The following is a 20,201-nucleotide window of genomic DNA, read 5'->3' as shown; positions in this document are numbered from 1 at the left end:
GACAAATTCAATGCTTAAGCTTCAGTTGAATTACATAACCAAAGAGATTATGACTTATTCGACTAAAACCCATTCGCCTTTAGCGATTAAAGGTTCTGCCTGCTTATACTTAACCGTTTTGTTTTCACCACTCATCACATGTTTGATAGTAACACGATCATTACGACCAATTTTTGGCTGGTCACGTACAATGGTTTCTACAACTTGAGGTTGACGTTGTGTATTTTGACCTGCAGCTCTGCTTTGAGCAGCACGTTCATCCATGTTAGGAATTTCATCTTTTTGAGTTTGAAGCTTTTCCTCTTTACGAGCTTTAGCTTCCTGAATGTTGTTTTGAGTTTCAGTAGGTAATTCACCCTTAAATAAGAAGGATATCACATCTTTATTCACCTGGTCAATCATTTCTTTAAAGAGTTCAAAGGCTTCGAACTTGTAAATCAATAACGGATCTTTTTGTTCGTGAACGGCTAACTGTACAGACTGTTTTAGCTCGTCCATTTTACGTAAATGCGTTTTCCAGGCATCATCAACAATCGCTAAGGTGATGTTCTTTTCAAAATCGTTGATTAATTGTGTTCCTTTAGTCTCGTAAGCTTTTTCAAGGTCTGTTACAACTTGTAAATTCTTCACGCCATCTGTAAATGGAACAACGATACGTTTGTATTTATCACGCTGATTTAAATATACATTTTCAATAACAGGGAATGCTAATTCAGCATTACGTTGCATTTTTTGTCTGTAATGTTCAAAAGCAGCTTTGTACACTTTACCAGCAATATCCTGAACTGAAAGTTTTCCAAATTCAGCTTCAGAAATAGGAGAGCTCATTGAGAAATATCTAATCAACTCAAATTCAAAATTTTTGAAATCTTCTGCCGCTTTATTCGTTTCTGTAATACCTTCAGAAGTATCATAAATCATGTTAGCGATATCTACACGAAGACGCTCACCATGTAAGGCGTGGCGACGACGTTTGTAAACCACTTCACGCTGAGCATTCATAACATCATCATATTCTAACAGACGCTTACGAACACCAAACTGGTTTTCTTCAACTTTTTTCTGTGCACGTTCAATAGATTTTGAAATCATAGAATGCTGAATTACTTCACCTTCTTCTAATCCCATTTTATCCATCATTTTAGCAATACGTTCACTTCCGAAAAGACGCATTAAATTATCTTCCAGAGAAACATAAAACTGAGAACTTCCTGGATCTCCTTGACGACCAGCACGACCACGTAACTGTCTATCAACACGACGAGAATCGTGACGTTCTGTACCAATAATAGCTAAACCACCAGCTTCTTTTACAGCTTCGGAAAGTTTAATGTCAGTACCACGACCAGCCATGTTTGTTGCAATAGTGACCTGTCCTGGTTGTCCAGCTTCAGCAACAATATCTGCTTCTTTTTTATGTAATTTCGCATTAAGTACGTTATGTGGTACTTTACGAATGCTTAGCATTTTACCAAGTAATTCTGAAATTTCTACAGACGTTGTACCAATCAAAATTGGACGACCAGCCTGAGATAATTTAGTTACTTCATCAATAACAGCATTGTATTTTTCACGTTTCGTTTTATAAACTAAATCTTGTCTGTCATCACGAGCAATGGGTCTGTTCGTTGGAATTTCAACAACATCTAATTTATAGATTTCCCAGAATTCTCCAGCTTCAGTGACTGCAGTACCTGTCATACCAGATAATTTGCGGTACATTCTAAAGTAATTCTGAAGCGTTACAGTAGCGAAGGTTTGGGTTGCATCCTCAATTTTTACATTTTCTTTTGCTTCAATCGCCTGATGTAAACCATCGCTATAACGACGACCATCCATAATACGTCCTGTTTGCTCATCAACAATCATGACTTTATTGTCCATCACAACATATTGAATGTCTTTTTCAAATAAGGCGTATGCTTTTAATAATTGGTTAAGTGTGTGGATGCGTTCAGATTTAATTCCGAATTCTCTGAAAAGGTCTTCTTTTTCAGCAGCTTCCTCTTCTTTTGATAGGCCTTTTGCTTCAATTTTAGAGATTTCCATTCCAATTTCAGGCATGACAAAGAAATCTGGATTGTCTTTACCAGATAGGTATTCAACACCTTTGTCGGTTAATTCGACCTGATTATTTTTTTCCTCGATAACGTAGTAGAGTTCTGCATCGACTTTTGGCATTTCTCTGTTGTTATCTTGCATGTAGAAATTCTCTGTTTTCTGAAGTAATTGTTTAATCCCTTCTTCACTTAAGAATTTAATTAAAGCTTTATTTTTTGGAATACCTCTGTAGGCTCTTAATAAAAGGAAACCACCTTCTTTGGTATCACCTTGAGCGATTAATTTTTTAGCTTCAGCTAAAACACTTACGAGTTCTTTTCTTTGAACACTTACAATGTCGTCAACTTTAGGCTTTAGCTCGGTGAATTCGTGTCGATCACCTTGTGGAATTGGTCCTGAAATAATTAATGGTGTACGAGCATCATCGACTAACACTGAATCGACCTCATCGACAATAGCATAGTGATGTGGACGTTGAACCAAATCATCAGGCGAATGTGCCATGTTATCTCTTAGGTAGTCGAAACCGAATTCGTTATTAGTTCCGTAGGTAATATCGGCTTTATAAGCTTTACGTCTTGCTTCAGAATTCGGCTGGTGGTAATCAATGCAATCGACACTCATCCCATGGAATTGAAAAATCGGAGCCATCCATGCGCTATCACGTTTAGCTAAGTAATCATTTACGGTTACTAAATGAACGCCGTTTCCTGCTAAGGCATTTAAATAGACAGGAAGCGTTGCTACCAAGGTTTTACCTTCACCAGTTTGCATTTCAGCAATTTTACCTTGATGCATAGCTGCTCCACCAATAAGCTGAACATCATAATGAATCATGTCCCAAGTAATAGGCTTTCCTGCTGCATCCCATGAGTTTGACCAAATTGCTTGATCACCTTCTAGTGTAACATAATCTTTATCTCCTGAAACCAAACGATCAAACTCATTGGCTTTTACAGGAATTTCAGTATTGTGAACAAAACGTTTAGCAGTTTCTTTAACAACAGCGAAGGCTTCAGGCATAATGTTGTTTAAAACGCCTTCAGTCACTTCGTATATATCATCCTTGATTTTATCAATGGATTCGTATATATCTTCTCTTTTATCAATATCATCTGTGGCTTCAGCCTGTTGTAATAATTGATCTATTTCGTCTTGGAGTGGTTTACGAGCTTCAGCAATTTTAGCTTTGAATTCGGTTGTTTTAGCTCTTAATTCGTCGTGTGATAATTGTTCAAGTGCACTTTCGAATGCTTTAACTTGTTCTACGATAGGAGTGAGCGCTTTAACATCTTGCTTAGCTTTATCTCCTACAAATACTTTTAATACTGAATTTAAAAAACTCATTGGTGTTTATTTATGTTATTTAGAAACGTTGCATACAACGTTTTATCTTCTTAAGTTTATGAACCTCAAAGATATGATTTGTGTTATTTATTCTGAAAGATTACGGCACAAAAAAAGTCTCTTAATGAGACTTTTTAACTTTTATTTTACGTTAAACGCAATTTGAAATTTAAATTGCTTTAATATTCGTCTTCATTCCAAAGATAATCTTCGTCAGTTGGATAATCTGACCAGATTTCTTCGATGGAATCGTAAGAGTCGCCTTCATCTTCTATCGCTTGTAGATTTTCAACAACTTCCAAAGGAGCTCCTGTTCTAATAGCGTAGTCAATTAATTCGTCTTTTGTCGCTGGCCAAGGCGCATCGCTTAAATAAGATGCTAGTTCTAATGTCCAATACATTTCTTAGTGGTATTTATTTTTTTGCAAAAATAAAATTATAGTTCATAAAGTCAAGAAAAAAGTGAATTAATTAAATAAAAATTTTAAAGAACTTATGTTTTCAATCGTTTAAGCCTAATAGAACTGATAATTTATTCTGCAAAGTGTTACTTAAGTGTTAAGTCAAATCAAAACATTTACATTATCCAAAATGTCCTTTGTGGTATCTCTTCGTTAAAAAATAATTTTATAGCTAAACTATGCCATTATTTTTTGCCTAAACCTATCACAAATTACACGATTGCCTAATGCGTTATTTTAATGTGACATAACACTAGGATTCTTTTTGAGGAATCCATTTTACTTCTTCGGCTTGTAAGTCATAAGACAACTTTCGTGCCAATACAAATAGATAGTCAGAAAGACGGTTTAAATACATCAAGCTTTCAGGTTGAAAAGGTTCTATGTCGTTTAGTGCACTAGCTAAACGTTCAGCTCTACGACAAACACAACGCGCAATGTGACAGAATGACACAGTTTGATGACCACCAGGTAAGACGAAGTGTGTCATAGGTGGTAAAGCTTCATTCATACGATCCATTTCTTCTTCAAGTTTAGCGATATGAGACTCCGAAATCTTAGGAATATTTAAACGTTCTTTGCCACTTTTAAGAATAGCTTTTTCAGGATCTGTTGCTAAAATCGCACCAACGGTAAATAGTTTATCTTGAATATCCATCAAGACATTTTTATAGTGTTGATTGATATTTTGATCTCTAATTAACCCTAAATGTGAGTTGAGTTCATCAACGGTTCCGTAGCTATCAATTCTAATATGATGTTTTGGAACACGTGTTCCACCAAATAAGGCAGTCGTTCCTTTATCTCCTGTTTTAGTGTAAATTTTCATAAATGCAAGGTAACTTGTAATAAGAGAAATGACAAACGATTATTTGGAATTATTTAAGTCTTTATTCCCATTAATAGTGTCACTTTCTATGACACCATCGCGTAAACGAATGACACGTCGCGCATGAGCAGCAATATCTTCTTCATGAGTGACCATAATTACTGTATTTCCGGCTTTGTGTATTTCATCAAAAAGTGTCATTATTTCATGACCAGTTTTAGAGTCTAAATTCCCTGTAGGCTCATCGGCTAGAATAATGGAGGGCTTATTGACTAAAGCTCGACCTACAGCGACACGCTGTCGTTGTCCGCCTGAAAGCTGATTTGGTTTGTGATCCATTCGATCTGAAAGACCTACATCTGTTAAAACTTCCTGAGCACGTTTAGTGCGTTCAGATTTAGAAGCTCCTGCATAAACCATTGGTAAAGCGACATTATCGAGAGCTGTTGTTCTTGGTAATAAATTGAAGGTTTGAAAAACGAAACCAATTTCGGTGTTCCTAATTTCAGCCAATTCATCATCACTCATTTTACTCACATCATTTCCGTTAAGAATATAAGAGCCAGCAGTTGGAGTGTCTAAACATCCTAATAAATTCATCAGTGTCGACTTGCCAGAACCTGAAGGTCCCATAATAGCAACGTAATCACCAAGCTCAATATCTAAATCGATGCCTTTTAAAACATGAACAGTTTCTTGACCAAGTTGAAAATCACGAATGATATTTCTAATTTCAATGACGTTACTCATTATAGATTCTTTTTAATTGATGCTTCTGCAAGATACAGATTTCACTTCATATGACGCAATACATTAACGCATGTTACAATCTGATGGTGAAATTTTCTTTGGCTTGTTCTTTTCTGAAAAAAATAAGTCCCCAAAAAAACGTATCCATAGTAATAGTCACTTTCGGGTGCGTTTTTATAATTTCCCAAGCTTCAGTCATGTCTTTAGACCAGTGAATATCGTCAAAGATAAAAACAGAGTCGTTATGCGCTTTGCCAATTAGAGAATTGAAATAGCTTAATGTTGCTTTTTTGTTATGATTACCATCAAAGAAAACCAAGTCATACGTATCCTGTTCTAAGGAAGGAATTACCTTGTCAAACGCTCCAGTTTTAAGCGCAACATTTTTAACATCAAACTTACGAAGTTGTTGTGTTGTAACGTTTGAAATAGTTGGACATCCTTCAATTGATGTCACTTTGCTTTCAGAATAACCTGAAGCTAAAGCCTGAGTTGCAATTCCTAGTGATGAACCTAATTCTAGTATATGTTGAGGTTGGAAATACTGAACAATTCTGAACAGTAATTTTGTTCTTTTAAAGCTTGAACCTGAGTTTTTAGCTATTGCACTAATGGTTCTTAAGTTCGATTTAAAAACCCTTGAGCCGGCTCCAAAATCAGTAATTTCGATCTGTTTTTTGTTTTTTTGTAGAGACTTTCTGTATGCTGATAGCGTTGAATAATACGAATAATATGTTTTGTCATAAAAGCATTTGGTCACCAAGTCATACACAAAAGGCGAGTGTACGCCATGCTGATTGGTGGATTTGAATAAAAATTTTATAAATTCAATAATTTGAAACATGAATTAGGATTCAAATTTTTCAGATAACTCAAACCAACGCATCTCTTTCTCTTCAATATCATCTATGATATGTTGCAGTTGTTGTGATAACTCATTGATTTTTTCCTGTGACAGAGAAACAACATTAAATTTTTCCTCTAAAGCTTTTTTATCAAGTTCCAGAGAACGAATTTTACTTTCTAAATTTTTATATTCTTTTTGTTCATTGTAGGATAATTTTTGAGCTTTATTCTGGTCATCTTTTTCTTCTGAAACAAGTTCAGATTTAATATCAGTTTTTGTGACTGATGGTTGAGATGATTCGTACTCACGATAATCTGAATAGTTCCCCGGAAAATCCTGAACTTCACCATCGCCTTTAAATACAAACAGATGATCTACGATTTTATCCATAAAGTATCTGTCGTGCGACACCACCAACAAGCAACCTGGAAAATCCAGTAAGAAATCTTCGAGAATGTTTAGTGTTACAATATCCAAATCATTGGTAGGTTCATCAAGAATTAAAAAATTGGGATTCTGAATCAAAACAGTACATAAATACAAGCGTTTTTGTTCACCACCACTTAATTTTTCAACAAAGTCATGCTGCTTTTTACCATCAAAAAGAAAACGCTCCAATAATTGTTTTGCGCTAATTTGCCTGCCTTTTGCTAGAGGAATATATTCGCCATAAGCTTTGATAACATCAATGACTTTTTGATCTGGCTTAACGTCAATTCCACCTTGTGTATAATAGCCAAATTTCACAGTGTCTCCAATAATAATTTTTCCAGAATCAGGTGGAGACGTTTGCGTTAACATATTGAGGAATGTCGATTTTCCCGTTCCATTTTTGCCGATGATTCCAATGCGTTCCCCTTTTTTAAACACGTATTCAAATCCGTCAAGAATAACCTTGTCTTTGAATGATTTTGAAACCTTATGAAACTCCACAATCTTACTTCCCAAACGTTCCATATTAATTTCAAGTTCGACTTTGTGATCTTTTCTGCGTTGGTGTGCACGTTTTTTTATATCGGAAAAGTCATCAATTCTGGATTTAGACTTGGTGGTTCGTGCTTTAGGCTGGCGACGCATCCATTCGAGTTCTTTTTTGAACAACTGTTTGGCTTTACCAGTTTCGACTTGCTCTAGTTGAATTCGTGCTTCTTTATTTTCTAGATAGTAAGAATAGTTTCCTTTATAGGTGTAAAGTTTTCCGTGGTCAAGTTCAATAATTTCATTGCAAACACGTTCTAAAAAATAACGATCGTGAGTGACCATAAATAAAGTGAACTGCGATTTAGCAAAGTATTGTTCAAGCCACTCAATCATTTCTAAATCAAGATGGTTTGTAGGTTCGTCTAAAACAAGTACATCTGGATTGCTAATTAAAGCTTGTGCTAAAGCGAGACGTTTTATTTGTCCGCCAGACATGGTATTGATTTTCTGGTCGAGATTATCTAGCTTTAGTTGTGAGAGTATTTGTTTAAACTGAAGTTCAAACTCCCAGGTATTATGCAAATCCATTTGTTCGAATGCTTTTTGGTAAGCTTCGGTGTCTTCAGGATGTAATAATGCTTTTTCATAACTTTTAATGATTTCCAATTGTGGTGAATCTGAATTGAAAATAGTATCGTTAATGGTTAACTTGTTATCAAACTGTGGTGATTGTGATAGGAATGAAATTCGTAAACCGTTTCTCATGACTACTTGGCCAGAATCTGGAGTATCATCACCAGATAGAATATTCAATATAGATGTTTTTCCACTTCCGTTTTTGGCAACGAATGCTATTTTATCATCCTTATGGATACTAAAAGAGAGGTTAGAAAAAAGTTCTAACTCGCCATAAGATTTTGAGATATTTTCTACAGTTATATAATTCAAAACAATTTTTTTACAAAGAAAGCGATATTACTCAAAAATACTACGAATAGTTTTGATATTAATAGTGATAAGTTATATTTGTGACGCAACAAGCAACATTATAATGAATAGACTATTATTGCTTACAGGATTGTTACTTTGCGTCTTGTCAACTTCATGCATCCCTCACAAGGATATTGTTTATCTTCAAGAAAAAGATACACCATCTGACTCAACACAAATCATGGTAGAGCAGCAAAAACCATATAGAGTTCAAATAAACGATATTTTGAACATTAGAGTAAAAGCTCTGGATCAGGAAACTGTATCTATCTTAAATCCGGCAGGAGAAGAAAATTTAAATGCAGGTAGTTCTGAACGAGCGTATTTTGATGGCTTTACTGTTGATGTGCATGGGAATATCCGAATACCTACATTAGGCAAGATTAATGTGCTTGGTTATACTTGTGAAGAAATTGAAAAACGAATTGAGGAACAACTTTTAGAAGAACAGTTTAAAGAAACAGCAAATATTTTTGTCACAGTAAAGTTAGCAGGTTTACGATATACTGCTAATGGAGAAGTAGGATCACCTGGAAGCAAAATTATATTTCAAGATCGAGTAAATGTTTTTGAAGCTATTGCAAATGCAGGCGAAATACCAGTAACTGGAAATAAAAAAGAAGTTCAAATAATAAGGCAGTATCCTCAAGGACAAGAAATACATACACTAGACTTGACCGATGTTAATGTTATGAAGTCACCATATTATTATATTCAGCCAAATGACCTTATTTATGTTAAGCCTATAAAACAAAAAACATGGGGTACAGGAACAACTGGAAAGGAAACACTGACAGTTATTGTTTCAGTTATTTCATTAGTTACTACAACATTATTATTAATAGATAGAGTTTCAAATTAACATGTCAAATCAAGAATTTACTGAGAATGACGATTCGGGTCGTTTAACTTTTGATTTTAGAGGGTATCTTTTCAAAGCCCTTAATTTATGGAAATTCATACTTCTTTCGATTACTATATCGATGCTAACGGCTTATTTAATTAACGTTAGAAAGCAAAATATATATAAATTAGATTCTTTAATTTCAATCGAAAATGATCAGAATCCATTTTTTACTGCTAATACAAGTATTTCATTTAATTGGGGAGGAGTTTCAGGAAAAGTTGGTAAGATAATTACAGCAATAAAGACGAGAAGTCATAATGAAAAAGTGGTTGATTCTCTGCAGTTTTACATGGAGTATTTGGAGCAAGGTAAATATCGTAAAGAAGATATTTATAAAAAAGCTCCTTTTGAATTCATTATAGATAAATCCAAACCCCAAGGATTAGGGTATCCAATTGGTATTAGGTTTCTGGATAACGAGACCTTTGAAGTTTTTACAAATTTTGAAGCGCCTAGCATTAGGGCTCAACACTATGGTGACAAATCTACTCTAAGAGTTTCAGTTCCATTAAACAGTTTTACAAAGGTTTATGCTAGTAATGAAACTATAGATTTACCTTTCTTAAACGGAAAAATTCTTATAGAACCTTCGTCGACAATACAAGCTGGTAAAGAATATTTTATACGATTTAAAAGTTTTGATGCCATTGTTGATAGTTATAAAAATAAGGTTATTATAGGTCCGTTTTCAAAAGATGCATCTTCTGTACTTCGATTACAATTAGCTGGAAACAATAAAGATAAAATTGTTGACTATTTAAATGCAACTTCAGCTATTTTAAGCCGTTCAGAATTAGAACGAAAAAACTTATATGCAACTAATACCATCAAGTTTATAGACAGTAGTCTTGCCGATGTAAATATTAAACTTCGTGATGTAACTGACGAAATGAATGACTTTAGAAAGAAGAATAAAGTCTTTAACGTTTCTGAAGAAATATCAGAAATATCAAGTCAGATAAGAGATTATGACCTTGCCAAGGAAAGAGAGCAATTAAAACTCAATTATTTAAATAACCTTGAGGATTACTTATCTACTAAAACCGATTATATTAATATTGCTGCACCTACTTCTGTTGGGATTGATGAGGTAAATATCCTTAAAAGTGTTGCTAATATTATATCATTAGCTGCTGAACGTCAAAACTTAGAATACACAACTAAAGAAGGATCTGTATTGTTTAAGGATTTAGACAATAAAATTAATTCTGAAAAGAATGTATTACTAGAAACTATTGATGCTACTAAGAAAACTATTGGTATTCAATTATCAAATCTAAACAGAAATATAGCTAATCTTGAAAGTAAATTAGGTGACCTGCCTGAAGACCAGCAGCAATTTCTTAAAATTCAAAGAAAACTAGACATTAGTCAGGAAGCTTATGATATTTATTTAGCAAAACGAAGTGAAGCAGCTATTGTAAAAGCAGCCAACATTTCTGATATCACAGTTATTGATGAGGCTAAAGATATAGGTGGTGGACTAATTGGTCCTAATAAGTCACTCAATTATATGATGGCTTTAATGATGGGTTTCTTTGTTCCAATGTTTTTAATATTTATCATTTTCCTTTTAGATAATACCATACATGGTTCGGATGAGATAGAACAATTATCAAAAATTCCGATTTTAGGTTTGATTGGGAAATACAATTATAAAAACAATTTGATTGTATATGAAAAGCCTAAATCTGCCGTGTCTGAGTCGTTTAGAGCCATACGATCTAGTTTACAGTTTATATACAAAAAACAAGGAAAAACTGATGGAAGAACTTTAATGATTACATCTTCTGTTAGTGGAGAAGGAAAGACGTTTTGTTCTATTAATATCGCTACTGTTTATGCGCTTTCGGGAAAGAAAACTATTTTGTTAGGACTGGATTTACGTAAACCTAAAATCTTCGGAGATTTCAATATTGAAAATGAAATAGGTGTTGTAAATTATCTTATTGAAGAAAATACATTTGAAGAAGCAAAGTACTCAACGCATATTGAGAACTTAGACATCATACCTTCAGGACCAGTACCTCCAAATCCTTCAGAGTTACTCATGTCTGATAAAATGAAGGATCTAATGATCAATCTTAGAAAAGAGTACGATATGATTGTATTAGATACTCCGCCTTTAGGATTAGTGACAGATGCTCTTGAACTTACTCAATATGCAGATGCAACTATATTCATGATTCGATTGGATTATACTAAAAAGGGAATGTTATCTCTTATAAACGCTAAATACAGAACAGGAGAAGTGAAAAATATAAGTTTTGTTCTTAACTTCTACAAGCATAAAACAAATCATAATTACGGTTATGGTTATGGTTACGGTTATGGTTACGGTTATGGCTACGGTGTTTATGGTAATGCTTATCATGAAAAGGATAGAAAATCTATTTGGAAACGTATAAAAAGGATGTTTAATCGTGCATAATTGTGATAACTAAAACACAACTAAAAGTAAAACGGTCTTTCGACTTATTATTTTCTATTTTACTGATACCTGTGTTGATCATTCCAATTATTTTATTCGTTGTTATTGCAACCATTGATACTGGTCAGTTTGGATTGTTTCTACAAAAAAGAGTAGGTCAACATGGTAAGCTATTCCACATATATAAAATCAGAACTTTACGTAAGGAAGCACATGTTTTAGGGCAATTGGATTTGAGTGCTACACGCTTCGGAAAGTTTTTACGTCGATTTAAACTTGACGAACTGCCTCAAATTTTTAATGTTCTTTTTGGAACCATGGGATTTGTTGGTCCAAGACCAGATTTGCCTGGTTTTGCAGATGAATTAGAAGGAGATGATAAAATAATTCTAAAAATTAAACCAGGTATAACAGGTCCGGCAACATTAAAATACAAAGACGAAGAACGTATCTTGGCGCAACAACTTGACCCTGAAACCTACAATAGAACGATTATTTGGCCTGATAAAGTCAAATTAAACAAAAAATACATTGAGAATTATAGTTTTTCTTTAGATTTGAACTTTATTTTGAAATCGATAGTTAATTAAAGATGAATAATACACAAAAAATAACAATTCTTGGCCTTGGTTATGTAGGATTGCCACTAGCAGTAGAGTTTGCAAAAAAATATTTTGTAGTTGGTTTTGATATCAATGAAAAACGTATAAATGAGCTTAAAAGCGGTGTCGATAAAACATTAGAAGTTGAAGATGATTACTTAAAATCCGTTTTAACAACTGATGTAAATGCACAAACGGGTCTATTTATTTCCAATGACCTTGAAGATATAAAATCATCTAATATTTATATCATTACTGTACCAACACCTACTGATGAATTGAAACGTCCTGTTTTTACACCTTTAGTTAAAGCTAGTGAGAGTGTAGGCAAGGTATTGAAGAAAAATGACATTGTTATTTATGAGTCTACTGTGTATCCAGGTGTGACTGAAGACATTTGTGTACCTATTTTAGAAGAAAAATCTGGACTCAAATTTAATTCTGATTTTTACGCTGGTTATTCGCCAGAGCGTATTAATCCAGGAGATAAAAAACATACAGTAACTAAGATTCTTAAAGTGACTTCAGGTTCAACGCCTGAAATTGCAAAAGTAGTTGACGATTTATATAAGAGCATCATTACAGCAGGAACACATTGTGCACCTTCTATTAAAGTGGCTGAAGCTGCTAAAGTTATTGAAAACTCTCAAAGAGATATCAATATTGCTTTTGTTAATGAGTTGTCTAAAATATTTAGATTATTAGACATTGATACAAAGGCTGTACTTGAAGCTGCTGGAACCAAATGGAATTTTATAAATTTCAGTCCAGGACTTGTTGGAGGACATTGCATTGGTGTAGATCCTTATTATTTAGCCCAAAAAGCAATTGAGTCTGGTTACAATCCTGAAATTATTCTTGCTGGTCGAAAAATGAACGATAGCATGGGAGGTTACGTAGCTCAAGAAACCGTTAAAATGATGATTAAAAAAGGCGCTAGAATTAAAGATTCTAATGTCTTGGTTTTGGGCATTACTTTCAAAGAAAATTGTCCAGATATTAGAAATTCTAGAGTTATTGATATTATTGAAGAATTTGAAACCTACAATACAAACATAGATGTTTTTGATCCTTGGGCTTCTAAAGATGAAGTGAAGCACGAATATGGATTTGATTTGTTAGACGATGCTTCAAAATTACGCTCAGACTACGATGCGATAGTACTAGCTGTTTCGCATAATGAGTTTTTAGAATTAGATTTACAAAAAATGAAATCAGATATAGGAGTCATCTTCGATGTTAAATCCTTACTTCCTAAACATATTGTTGACGCCAGATTATAATGTACGAACATAAATACCATTCAGAAGATTTAAGTCAGTTATCATTCCTTGTCACTGGAGGAGGAGGTTTTATTGGCTCTAATATTGTAGAATATCTTTTAAAATACGGAGCAAAAAAAGTTCGCGTTCTTGATAATTTTTCAAACGGTCATCGCAAAAATTTATTAGAATTTCACAATAACCCTTCATTTGAATTGATTGAAGGTGATATTCGAGATTTACAAACTTGCAAAGATGCTATGAATGGCATTGATTATGTGACCCATCAAGCTGCTTTAGGTTCTGTGCCACGTTCAATAAATGATCCAGCTACAACGAATGCTGTAAATATTTCTGGATTTTTGAATATGATGATTGCTTTAAAGGATTCACCTTCAGTAAAGCGCATGATTTATGCAGCATCAAGTTCAACTTATGGAGATAGTCTTTCGCTTCCCAAGGTTGAAGATAACATTGGTAAACCTTTGTCACCTTACGCTGTTACAAAATATGTAAACGAATTATATGCTGATGTTTTTGGTAAAACCTACGATACAGATGTTATCGGATTGAGATATTTCAATGTATTCGGCCCAAAGCAGAGTCCAGATGGTGCTTATGCAGCAGTAATTCCTTTGTTCATGCAGGCATTGAAAGATAATAATTCTCCTAAGATAAATGGCGATGGTGAGCAAACTCGTGACTTTACTTATGTCGATAATGCTGTTCAAGCAAATATTAAAGGCTTTTTTGCTTCTCAAGCTGCCAAAAACCAGGTGTTTAATGTAGCATGTGGTGAGCGAATTAGTGTGAATTATTTATGGAATTCTCTTAAGGATTCTGCTAATTCAGATATTGAAGCTGTTTACGGTCCACCAAGACTAGGTGATGTAAGAGATTCTTTAGCTAATATTTCTAAAGCGGAAAAATTATTAGGATATCAACCTAAATTTACTGTTAGAGAAGGCTTGGCAATTACATGGAACTATTTTATTGACTAGTTCTGTGAATTTTATGCTCATTGTGAATTTAGTATATTCGTGTTAATTATTAATTTTGAGGATTTTGAGTGAAAATCATAAAGAAGAATGGCTTTATACTATTTCTCCTAAAGGAAAATTTATTGATTTAAACTTTAGAGAAATTTGGCGTTACCGAGATTTATTATTCTTATTTGTAAAACGAGATATAATTACGGTATATAAGCAAACAGTTTTAGGTCCTTTATGGTTTATAATCCAGCCATTATTTACGTCTGTTATTTTTACTTTGGTATTTAATAATTTAGGAAGTATTAATACGAATGGTGTGCCACCCTTTTTATTCAATCTTGCTGGAATTACAGCTTGGAATTACTTTAAAGAGTGTTTAACTAAAACATCTTCAACTTTTACGGCCAATAAAGCTATTTTTGGAAAAGTCTATTTCCCAAGAGTTATTATGCCACTTTCAATAACTATTTCTAACCTCTTGAAATTAGCTATTCAATTTGTTATTTTATTATTCTTCTATGTTTACTACATTCAAGGAGGAATGGAAGTAAGTTTGAGTAGTGTATGGTACTTATTTCCGTTGTATATTTTAATGATGGCATTATTGGGACTTGGTCTAGGAATGATTATTTCGTCGATGACTACAAAGTATAGAGATTTATCCATTATGATTGGATTTGCCACTCAGTTGCTAATGTACGTCTCAGCTGTGCCATACCCAGTTTCTGAGGCTAGAGCTAAATTTCCTCCAACTGTGGCGTTATTTGTTGAATATAATCCGTTAACTCAAATTATAGAAGGTTTTAGATATATTGTTTTAAACACAGGGACTTTTACTTGGTTCGGTTTCTTTTATACTTTAATTATTAGTGTTTTGTTGTTTTTATTTGGTTTAATAATTTTCAACAAAACCGAAAAATCATTTATAGATACAATATAATGTCTCAAATTATTTTAAAAGTTGAAAATATTAGCAAACAATATCGATTAGGTGTTGTTGGGACTGGAACTTTAAGCCACGACCTTAATCGTTGGTGGCATAAAATAAGAGGCAAAGAAGATCCATATTTAAAAATAGGTGCAGCTAATAATAGAAGTGTAGCATCTAAATCTAGCTATGTTTGGGCTTTAAGGGATATTAGTTTTGAACTCCAGCAAGGAGAGGTTTTAGGTATTATTGGTAAAAATGGTGCAGGAAAATCAACACTCTTAAAAATTTTATCTAAAGTTACTAGTCCAACTCAAGGTCAAATAAAAACTAAAGGTAGAATAGCTTCGTTGTTAGAAGTTGGTACTGGTTTTCATCCAGAATTAACCGGAAAAGAAAATATCTATCTCAATGGTGCTATTCTTGGAATGACCAAACGTGAAATTAAAAATAAAGAGCAAGAGATTATTAGTTTTTCAGGTTGTGAAGGATATATAGATACTCCTGTTAAACGCTATAGTAGCGGAATGCGCGTAAGACTGGCGTTTGCTGTTGCAGCTTTTCTAGAACCAGATATTTTAGTTGTTGACGAAGTATTGGCTGTTGGTGATGCCGAATTTCAAAAAAAGGCAATTGGGAAAATGCAAGACATTAGTAAGCAAGATGGTCGAACGGTTTTGTTTGTAAGTCATAACATGGCTGCTGTTCAGGATTTATGCTCAAGAGTTATAATTTTAGAAAACGGACTAGTGACTTTTGAAGGAGATACGCAAGTTGGTGTTGATAAATATCTAAATAATAGTGAAGTGTCTAAAGGATTTGTAGATTTTAATTTAGATAAAGAGGTTTTTAGATCAAAGTTTCAAAAGTTTGAAATTCAAAATGCATCTCAAGAAATAGCGTCTTCTTTTTGCTCAGGAGAACCAATGGTATTTGTAGTTTCAGTTAAAGTGAGTTCTGAAATTAGAAACCCAATATTTAGTCTAAGAATTACTGATGTAAATAATGTAAGTATTGTTACTTGGAGAAGTAATGATTATGTTGATGAGCCACTTCAAAAAAATCAGCTAAACGATTTTAAAATTAAGCTATCTACATCTGGCGATTTGTTTCTATTAGATAGTATTTATAAATTATCAATGAGTATTTTAGATGGTAAAGAACTATTAGACTACAAAGATCAATTTATTTCATTTGAAATATTGCCTAATAAACCTAATGATAGATTTTATAGTATCACTAGAAGAAAAAGTCATAACAGTATTATTTTTAATGAAGCTAAATGGGATGTAGTAAATCAATAAATTTTAATGTTACATCTATAACTTAATGAATATATGTATTTTATCAGGTAGATTTCCTGCCACAGTATTCAAAACTCCAATTAATCATAGGATTTATGCTGATGCGCATAATTATACATACATTCATTGTAACTGGCCAACGACACTAAGCAATAACTACTTAAATAAGATTGCTTATGTTTTACAATATATAGATAATTACGACTATATCATTTGGATAGATGATGATGCTTTTTTTATGAACATGGAAAAAGATATCATGGACTATGCTCCTAAAAACGATAGCTTCATTTCAATCTGTAAGAGTCCAGAGTTTAAAGAGCTGAAGACTTACTTCAGTTCAGGACAATTTATAGTTAAGTGTAATTCGTTATCTAAACAGTTTTTTAATGAGGTTTTAAACACAGAATTCAGTGTCGTAAAAGAATGGTGGAAAGAAGATTTAGGGTATTATACTAATGGCGATCAAGATGTTATGATATACTTGCTTTTAGAAAAGGAAGATTACAAAGGTAAAGTTGACTTATTCGATTATAAATTTTTTAATAGTAGATATGAAAATCTTTTTGAACACGATATTCATGACCCTTTAATACTTCATTTTACTGGTAGAGGACCCGTTAAAAAACAACTTTACCTTCAAGTCCAAGATAAATTGAATTTACATGCTTCTTTAGTACCTAACGCTTATTTAGAGAAATATGGAATAGCTACAGAGGAAACATGCAATGCTGCGTCAAAAACACAAAACAAATCATTTTTTAACCGTTTAAGAAAATTATTAAAAAATGCTTAAACAATTAAAGAATAGTCCACGTTTCCCGCTTTCTAATACGTTGTTGAATGAGCTTAACAAAAACAAATTTGTTTTTAATTCTAGTTTGGTAATACATAACGGATTTGTGTATGTAGCATTTCGTGTTTATGACGACAAATCAAAAGCAATATTAGCCTTTATTTATGTTCTCGAGGGAGACCGTATAATTAATTGTATTAATCTTTCGGAATATTTTTTGAAAAATGAGAATGTTATAAAAGTAGCTGATCCTAAGATGTTTATTATGAACGATAAGGTGCATTGTACCTTTAATACAGGAGATGCAATTAAAGACGTTAATTCAATTTTTCTCTTAGATATCGAAAACAATTCTATTGGTAATTATTTTATTTGTAATTATGTAGAGCGAATGAGAACCGAAAAAAACTGGGCTTTCTTTAATCATAAAGGTAAACTATTAGCTCTTTATAGTTTAAATCCATTAACATTATTGGAAGCGACAGAAATTAAAGAGAAACAAATACGTTTTAAAGCGTATTTTACTGATAAAACACAAAACTTTATTAACTATTCTATAGGAACACCTTTAGTTGAAATAGATGGTAACTATGGTTTTATTGCTCATAAAAAATACTTTAGAAAACGGAAACGATTATATATAGGAAAACCATGTACCCTAAATATGAATGCTAAACCTGCTCTAAAAGTTAATAAGCGTATATTAATACATTCATTAAAGTCTTTACTTGGTGAGCAGCATAAGTTTAATAAAAACCTTATTTCGTGTAGTTATTTCTCTGGAATTCAAATACATGATAATGATCTGGTTATAAGCTATGGAATAAACGATATAGACTGGAACATAGCTACTATAAAAACAATAAATATATGGCCTTAAGAACCTTTTATTGGCAGAAAAGAAAAGTTTCTACTTATAAATATTATAAATATAAATTTCGCTATCCTGAACGTTTAGTTTTTAAACATGGAAATGCTGGAGATATATTTAATATTGATTTAATAAAATATCTTTATGGTGTTAATCCATCAAATGTTAAAGATGAAGGGAAAAGGCTACTTATGGTTGGCTCTATAATGAACGAAGTTAAACATGGAGATATTATAAATGGAATTGGCTGGAAAGGAAATGACATTGCGTTTGACTCAGATTTAATTGCCTCTTTAACAATTAATGGTGTCAGAGGACCTTTAACTAAAACGCTTTTTGAAAAACACAATGCTGATTTATCCAACCTGAAATTTGAATATGATCCAGGTCTTTTAATAAAAGAGGTTTACAATTTAGATTTAAATAAGAAAAGTGAAAAACAAGTTGTTTTCTTACCTCATTATCGAGATGCTAACGTATATAAAGGGAAATATCCAAAACAGTTTAAAATTATAAACATCGATAATAAGCCAGATGTTATAGCTAAAGAATTTTTAAAATCAAAAGTCATCTATACCTCTTCCTTACACGGAATAATATTTGCTCATGCACTCGAAAAACCATGTGTGTTTGTTAAACCGCAAAGTGATGAACCGCTTTTTAAGTATAGAGATTATTTCCTGTCTATCGACCTTGAATTGCCAGAAGGCTTAAAAGATATTCATTCATCAAATTTTTTACTAGATAAGCCAACAGTTAAAACCAAAAACGTAGGTATTGATGATTTTTATTTTCCATCACTTGATTCTCTAAAAAACACAGGTTATTTGGAGGAATAAACACTATCAATTATTTAATGTTTTATGAGAATTTCAGAAAATAAAAACATATTATGTATTAATAGATTTGACATTTATAAACGCCGAAAAAAGCGAAATCACTCAGGTTATGAGCAAATTGTAAATTACGATTCTTCTTTTAAAAGTGTAAAGGCAAGTAAATTTATAACTAAAATTATTACACAATTTAAAAAGTCATATCCAAAACATTATCTGCCTAGAAATTATAGTAAAGAGCTTATAGTTTTTATTAAAGCATTATTTTTTAGAAGAACTATTTTTTATTTATATGCTGACAAGGATGCCTATTTAATTCCTTTACTTAAGAGGAAATTTAATTTAAACAGCATTAAGATTTATGGAACACTCCATTGGCCTGTTTCTGAAAGTCAGGAGTTTTCATTTTATAAATACAATTTGTCTAAAGAGTTCAACGGATTAATAGGACTTTCTAGTGGAAGCATGTTAATTAATCATCCAAACAAAAAAATCATTAAACATGGTATTGATTTAGAGTATTGGAACCGAAATACAAATTCAATTGAAGAAAACACATATTTATTAGTAGGTATTAGTAACCGAGACCACGAAAAGCAACGAGATATAATTAATAAAATTAGTCAAATTGATACTAATGCATCATTTACTGTACTGTGTCGAGACAAAACACTTAAAGACTTTTATACAGCAAATAAAAGAGTAACTTTTATAAGTAAATTTGTTGAAGACGAAACGCTTAAACAGTTGTATAGTACATCTAAAGGTATCATTCTATTTCAAAAATACTGTTTGGCATCTAATGTTGTTTTAGAAGCTATTTCAATGGGAGTTCCTTTAATAGCGAATAATATTGGTGATATTTCAGAATATTTAGGCGCTAATTATCCTTTATTTATTGATGATGAATCTGAACTTGAAAAACTAAAGAAAGTCTGTGCTTCCGATCAATTCTTAAAAGAAATTAATGACTATTTAATAACTTTAAGAAACCAATACGATTGGAATGTTTTAGTAAAAGAAACAATGAGTTTTATAAATTAGATAATATAAAACCTCAATTTAT

Annotated in this window: 17 protein-coding genes; 11 read left to right on the top strand and 6 right to left on the bottom strand. The window is 32.5% G+C overall.

All coding sequences use genetic code 11. From position 1 onward, the window contains the following. Nucleotides 1-54 precede the first annotated feature (54 nt). The 6 genes from secA to TD18_RS08560 form a co-directional block, all read right to left on the bottom strand. Nucleotides 55-3,408, bottom strand: coding sequence for a preprotein translocase subunit SecA (gene secA / locus TD18_RS08585; RefSeq protein WP_040251266.1), 3,354 nt, complete (start codon nt 3,406-3,408; stop codon nt 55-57). Nucleotides 3,409-3,587: 179 nt separating this feature from the next. After that, nucleotides 3,588-3,809 carry a DUF2795 domain-containing protein gene (locus TD18_RS08580; RefSeq protein WP_010177336.1) on the bottom strand — a complete coding sequence of 74 codons (222 nt, stop codon included), beginning with the start codon at nt 3,807-3,809 and terminating at the stop codon, nt 3,588-3,590. Between the two features lie 313 nt (nt 3,810-4,122). Beyond that, on the bottom strand, nt 4,123-4,698 hold the full coding sequence (locus tag TD18_RS08575; protein ID WP_040251256.1) for a cob(I)yrinic acid a,c-diamide adenosyltransferase: 576 nt from the start codon (nt 4,696-4,698) through the stop codon (nt 4,123-4,125). Nucleotides 4,699-4,737: 39 nt separating this feature from the next. Further along, the gene (locus TD18_RS08570) at nt 4,738-5,448 is read right to left on the bottom strand and encodes an ABC transporter ATP-binding protein (protein ID WP_040251253.1); all 711 of its coding nucleotides are present in this window, start codon (nt 5,446-5,448) and stop codon (nt 4,738-4,740) included. Nucleotides 5,449-5,521: 73 nt separating this feature from the next. After that, nucleotides 5,522-6,292 (bottom strand): O-methyltransferase, encoded by a 771-nt coding sequence (locus TD18_RS08565; protein WP_040251250.1) that lies wholly within the window; start codon nt 6,290-6,292, stop codon nt 5,522-5,524. Nucleotides 6,293-6,295: 3 nt separating this feature from the next. Then, nucleotides 6,296-8,164: an ABC-F family ATP-binding cassette domain-containing protein gene (locus TD18_RS08560; RefSeq protein ID WP_040251247.1), complete on the bottom strand. Its 1,869-nt coding sequence runs from the start codon at nt 8,162-8,164 to the stop codon at nt 6,296-6,298. A 103-nt stretch (nt 8,165-8,267) separates the two neighbouring features. On the opposite strand from TD18_RS08560, the gene TD18_RS08555 reads away from it, so the two are divergent. From TD18_RS08555 to TD18_RS08505, 11 genes are all read left to right on the top strand, one after another. Next, nucleotides 8,268-9,068 (top strand): polysaccharide biosynthesis/export family protein, encoded by an 801-nt coding sequence (locus tag TD18_RS08555; protein ID WP_040251246.1) that lies wholly within the window; start codon nt 8,268-8,270, stop codon nt 9,066-9,068. 1 nt (nt 9,069) lies between these two features. After that, complete coding sequence (locus tag TD18_RS08550; protein ID WP_040251243.1) at nt 9,070-11,544, top strand: exopolysaccharide transport family protein; 2,475 nt, start codon at nt 9,070-9,072, stop codon at nt 11,542-11,544. Between the two features lie 2 nt (nt 11,545-11,546). Beyond that, nucleotides 11,547-12,134 carry a sugar transferase gene (locus TD18_RS08545; protein WP_040251240.1) on the top strand — a complete coding sequence of 196 codons (588 nt, stop codon included), beginning with the start codon at nt 11,547-11,549 and terminating at the stop codon, nt 12,132-12,134. Between the two features lie 2 nt (nt 12,135-12,136). Next, nucleotides 12,137-13,429: a nucleotide sugar dehydrogenase gene (locus tag TD18_RS08540; RefSeq protein ID WP_040251238.1), complete on the top strand. Its 1,293-nt coding sequence runs from the start codon at nt 12,137-12,139 to the stop codon at nt 13,427-13,429. Further along, nucleotides 13,429-14,409 (top strand): SDR family oxidoreductase, encoded by a 981-nt coding sequence (locus TD18_RS08535; RefSeq protein WP_040251237.1) that lies wholly within the window; start codon nt 13,429-13,431, stop codon nt 14,407-14,409. Before TD18_RS08540 ends, TD18_RS08535 begins: the two co-directional genes overlap by 1 nt. A 64-nt stretch (nt 14,410-14,473) precedes the next feature. Continuing rightward, nucleotides 14,474-15,340 carry an ABC transporter permease gene (locus tag TD18_RS08530; RefSeq protein WP_040251236.1) on the top strand — a complete coding sequence of 289 codons (867 nt, stop codon included), beginning with the start codon at nt 14,474-14,476 and terminating at the stop codon, nt 15,338-15,340. Next, on the top strand, nt 15,340-16,632 hold the full coding sequence (locus TD18_RS08525; protein ID WP_040251234.1) for an ABC transporter ATP-binding protein: 1,293 nt from the start codon (nt 15,340-15,342) through the stop codon (nt 16,630-16,632). Before TD18_RS08530 ends, TD18_RS08525 begins: the two co-directional genes overlap by 1 nt. A 25-nt stretch (nt 16,633-16,657) precedes the next feature. Continuing rightward, on the top strand, nt 16,658-17,428 hold the full coding sequence (locus tag TD18_RS08520; protein ID WP_084205884.1) for a putative nucleotide-diphospho-sugar transferase: 771 nt from the start codon (nt 16,658-16,660) through the stop codon (nt 17,426-17,428). Beyond that, nucleotides 17,421-18,308 (top strand): hypothetical protein, encoded by an 888-nt coding sequence (locus TD18_RS08515; RefSeq protein WP_040251232.1) that lies wholly within the window; start codon nt 17,421-17,423, stop codon nt 18,306-18,308. The genes TD18_RS08520 and TD18_RS08515 overlap by 8 nt, the downstream gene beginning before the upstream one ends. Beyond that, nucleotides 18,299-19,138: a polysaccharide pyruvyl transferase family protein gene (locus TD18_RS08510; protein ID WP_040251231.1), complete on the top strand. Its 840-nt coding sequence runs from the start codon at nt 18,299-18,301 to the stop codon at nt 19,136-19,138. Before TD18_RS08515 ends, TD18_RS08510 begins: the two co-directional genes overlap by 10 nt. 24 nt (nt 19,139-19,162) lie before the next feature. Further along, on the top strand, nt 19,163-20,179 hold the full coding sequence (locus tag TD18_RS08505; protein WP_040251229.1) for a glycosyltransferase: 1,017 nt from the start codon (nt 19,163-19,165) through the stop codon (nt 20,177-20,179). The last annotated feature ends 22 nt before the right edge of the window (nt 20,180-20,201 follow it).

It is taken from the genome of Psychroserpens mesophilus (genome assembly GCF_000826645.1).
GTDB classification, from domain to species: Bacteria; Bacteroidota; Bacteroidia; order Flavobacteriales; family Flavobacteriaceae; genus Psychroserpens; species Psychroserpens mesophilus.
The sequence above is the reverse complement of the archived record's forward strand: the minus strand, read 5'-3'. Positions and strand labels throughout refer to the sequence as shown.

Coding starts and splice junctions, on each gene's coding strand:
- secA (WP_040251266.1), bottom strand. CDS start 3,408: ATGAGTTTTTTAAATTCAGTATTAAAAGTATTTGTAGGAGATAAAGCT.
- TD18_RS08580 (WP_010177336.1), bottom strand. CDS start 3,809: ATGTATTGGACATTAGAACTAGCATCTTATTTAAGCGATGCGCCTTGG.
- TD18_RS08575 (WP_040251256.1), bottom strand. CDS start 4,698: ATGAAAATTTACACTAAAACAGGAGATAAAGGAACGACTGCCTTATTT.
- TD18_RS08570 (WP_040251253.1), bottom strand. CDS start 5,448: ATGAGTAACGTCATTGAAATTAGAAATATCATTCGTGATTTTCAACTT.
- TD18_RS08565 (WP_040251250.1), bottom strand. CDS start 6,292: ATGTTTCAAATTATTGAATTTATAAAATTTTTATTCAAATCCACCAAT.
- TD18_RS08555 (WP_040251246.1), top strand. CDS start 8,268: ATGAATAGACTATTATTGCTTACAGGATTGTTACTTTGCGTCTTGTCA.
- TD18_RS08550 (WP_040251243.1), top strand. CDS start 9,070: ATGTCAAATCAAGAATTTACTGAGAATGACGATTCGGGTCGTTTAACT.
- TD18_RS08540 (WP_040251238.1), top strand. CDS start 12,137: ATGAATAATACACAAAAAATAACAATTCTTGGCCTTGGTTATGTAGGA.
- TD18_RS08535 (WP_040251237.1), top strand. CDS start 13,429: ATGTACGAACATAAATACCATTCAGAAGATTTAAGTCAGTTATCATTC.
- TD18_RS08525 (WP_040251234.1), top strand. CDS start 15,340: ATGTCTCAAATTATTTTAAAAGTTGAAAATATTAGCAAACAATATCGA.
- TD18_RS08520 (WP_084205884.1), top strand. CDS start 16,658: ATGAATATATGTATTTTATCAGGTAGATTTCCTGCCACAGTATTCAAA.
- TD18_RS08515 (WP_040251232.1), top strand. CDS start 17,421: ATGCTTAAACAATTAAAGAATAGTCCACGTTTCCCGCTTTCTAATACG.
- TD18_RS08510 (WP_040251231.1), top strand. CDS start 18,299: ATGGCCTTAAGAACCTTTTATTGGCAGAAAAGAAAAGTTTCTACTTAT.
- TD18_RS08505 (WP_040251229.1), top strand. CDS start 19,163: ATGAGAATTTCAGAAAATAAAAACATATTATGTATTAATAGATTTGAC.